General features: G+C 43.9%; 3 protein-coding genes and 1 pseudogene. All 4 read right to left on the bottom strand.

The features are described 5' to 3' along the window. Positions 1-1,489, bottom strand: a 1,489-nt coding sequence (gene priA, locus ACLOR3_RS09870; protein WP_412037192.1) for a replication restart helicase PriA, incomplete at its 3' end; no start/stop codon positions are given. 62 nt (positions 1,490-1,551) lie between these two features. Continuing rightward, positions 1,552-1,866: a DNA-directed RNA polymerase subunit omega gene (gene rpoZ, locus ACLOR3_RS09865; RefSeq protein WP_006596845.1), complete on the bottom strand. Its 315-nt coding sequence runs from the start codon at positions 1,864-1,866 to the stop codon at positions 1,552-1,554. A 27-nt stretch (positions 1,867-1,893) separates the two neighbouring features. Further along, a complete protein-coding gene (gmk, locus tag ACLOR3_RS09860; protein ID WP_006596846.1) occupies positions 1,894-2,523 on the bottom strand; it encodes a guanylate kinase in 630 nt (209 codons plus the stop codon). A 210-nt stretch (positions 2,524-2,733) separates the two neighbouring features. Continuing rightward, positions 2,734-3,123 (bottom strand): annotated as a pseudogene (locus ACLOR3_RS09855) (ribonuclease Y); the annotation flags it as partial.

Here is a 3,123-nt window from a genome sequence, read left to right as displayed (position 1 = left end):
AATATCCCCGGCGATTGAGCATGAGGACGACTTGCTCTTTTCGTTGCAATCGTTCTGCAATCGCATCAAGCAACTTAGGTGTATAGGTTCCGGATTCTTGCTGGCCAATATAGTCCCTAAAATCGATCACTTCTACCTCTGGAATGCGGGCAAGCGGATTAGCCCGTTGGGTCAGTTGAAGAAATTCATAGACCCCTTTTCCTGCACGGGCCCGTGTTTCTAGACTAGGAGTTGCTGATCCCAAGACCAAAACAGCCTGGTGGTACTGAGATCGTAGCAAGGCCACTTCACGCGCATGGTAGCGAGGATTGCTATCTTGTTTATAGGTAGCCTCATGTTCTTCATCGATAATGATAGCCCCTAGGTTCTTCAGAGGTGCAAAGATAGCAGACCGCGCTCCTACGACCACTTGAGCTTCTCCACGTTCAACACGTCTCCACTCATCGTATTTTTCACCATTGGATAGACCTGAATGAAGGATGGCCACCCGATCCCCAAAGCGAGAAATGAAGCGATCCGTCACTTGAGGCGTCAAGGAAATTTCAGGAACCAACATAATAGCTGTTTTCCCCTTATCCAGCACCTCTTGGATGATTTGGAGGTAAACTTCCGTCTTTCCACTTCCTGTCACCCCTTCTAGCAAGAAGGGTTTGGAAGGTTGCCCAATTTTGCTGGTTACCGCTTGAACGGCTCGTTCTTGTTCAGCATTTAAAACCAAGGCCTCTGTCGACTCTTTGTCTTTAAAGTAGGCAGCCGCACGATTGACTTCTTTTTCAAAAATAAGCAAGGCACCCTGATCGATGAAATAGTTCACCACTGGACGAGAGAATTCCGCCAATAAATCACTCAAAGGTGCTTCTTCTTCCTGACCTTGGACAAAGTCTCGCAAGGCCAAGCGCTTTTTAGCATTCTTAGCGATTTCCAAATTTTCAAGTAGGGGTTGATTTACTCGATACCATTTTTCTGTTTTGATATGTTTACGATCCACTGCTTGGTATTCTACTTCCAACTCTCCTTTACGAGTCAGTCGCATCATTCGTGCTTGTGCATCAATATCCAAAGAAGAAAAGGCCAAGCTGGTCGCTGTTCCAAAAATGTCTTCTCGATCCTCTGGCGATAACAATTCTGTCGGATGGAGAATTTTGTCATAGGAAGAATTTAAAACACTCGGTAGCATGGCTTTCAAGAGGGTGATCTTGTAGGCAAAAACCGTCTTTCGCAACTGATCTGCCAGCCAAAATTGCTCCTCTCCTAGAACTGGTTGGTAGTCTAAGACCTCCACGATATTTTTCAATTCTTGATCTTTAACTGCTAGAGTGGTCTCTTCAAGGCCAACCACAATCCCTTGAATGAGCCGATTTCCCTTTCCAAAGGGAACATGCACCCGCATTCCTTTTTCCAAGAAAGGAGAAAACTCTTCTGGTACCTGGTAGCTATAGGGCTTGTCTGTTTGCATCAAGGGAACATCAACGATGACTTGTGCTAGCATGCTTCCACCTCCTTCCTGTCCTAGCGCTAAATAGCAAAAAATAAGATTGAGCGAACCCAACCTTAAATTTTTTCACCATCTTCTTTTTCTTTCGCGATTTGTTCTTTAATTTTACGCTCTTCTTCTTCTTTACGCAAGCGTTCTGCTTCGATTCGACGACGAACCGCTTCACGCTTAGCTTCTGGATCTGGGTGAATCACCACATTTCCTGATTCAATCTCTTCCAAGGCACGCAAGGTAGATTTTACTGATTGAAATTCTTGAGTAGGAGTTGCACCACTCTCTAACTCATGAGCTCGTTTGGCTTCAAGAATAACCAAAGAGTATTTTGACGGTACTTTATCCAACAATGTGTCAATAGATGGTTTTAACATCATAATCTTTTTACCTAATTCCTATTCTAATTATCGTACCACTTGAGTGGCTTTGGGAAGCATTTCTTGGTAGTGACCAATGACCCGATCAACACGGAAATGTTCTGCCTCAATCACACGTTTAACACGTTCTGCAGCCAAAGGTACTTGATCGTTGACAATGGCATAGTCATACTCCCGCATGAGGGCAATTTCTTCTTTTGCTTTTTCAATCCGCTGGGCAATGACTTCCGCACTATCTGTGCCGCGTCCAACCAAACGGTCTTGCAATTCATCCAAATCTGGAGGAGTTAAGAAAATGAAGACGGCATCTGGTACCTTTTTCTTGACCTGCAAAGCCCCTTGCACCTCGATTTCAAGGAAAACATCGATCCCTTTATCGAGGGTTTCGTTCACATAGGTCAAGGGAGTCCCATAGTAATTGCCAACATATTCAGCATATTCGAGCATTTGACCTTGACGAATCAATTCCTCAAATTCTTCACGTGTCCGGAAGAAATAATCTACTCCGTCCACTTCACCTGGACGTTGTGCACGTGTTGTCATCGATACTGAGTATTGAAACTGATTATCTGAGCTTTCAAAAATCTCACGTCTAACCGTTCCTTTCCCAACACCTGAGGGCCCTGAGAAAACGATTAATAATCCTCGATCCGCCATTTTATCTCCTTCGCTGTCTTTCTATCTAGTGTAACAAAAATAGAAAGATTTTTCAACAGATTTTTCCTAGAGGCAAGGCCCTAACCACTTCTCTACCAATGAACCATTTCATCTGTGCTAACCCATTTTTAACACGACTCACAAAAAAATAGCCAACTAAGGTTGTTCCACCTTCGCTGACTATCTTTTATATATGGCTTTTAACAAGCTCTATTTTGCATAATCAATGGCACGTAATTCACGAATAACGGTTACCTTGATGTTACCAGGGTACTCCAAGTTGGACTCAATCTTCTCACGGATATCATGAGCCAAGATGGTCAACTTATCATCCTTGACTTCTTCAGGGCTGACCATAATTCGAATTTCACGACCTGCTTGCAAGGCAAAGCTTGTCTTAACTCCCTCAAAGCCATTTGCAATTTCTTCAAGATCTTGCAGGCGTTTGATGTAGCTTTCAAGAGACTCGCTCCGGGCACCTGGACGCGCTGCACTCAAGGCATCTGCTGCTGCAACAATAACTGCGATGACACTTTCTGGTTCAACATCACCATGGTGACTAGCAATCGTATTGACAACAACTGGATGCTCTTTGTATTT

The organism is Streptococcus intestinihominis (assembly GCF_046824975.1).
In the GTDB taxonomy this organism is placed as follows: Bacteria; Bacillota; Bacilli; order Lactobacillales; family Streptococcaceae; genus Streptococcus.
Note: the sequence above shows the minus strand (reverse complement) of the source record. Positions and strands in the feature narration are given on the sequence as shown.

Coding starts and splice junctions, on each gene's coding strand:
- rpoZ (WP_006596845.1), bottom strand. CDS start 1,866: ATGATGTTAAAACCATCTATTGACACATTGTTGGATAAAGTACCGTCA.
- gmk (WP_006596846.1), bottom strand. CDS start 2,523: ATGGCGGATCGAGGATTATTAATCGTTTTCTCAGGGCCCTCAGGTGTT.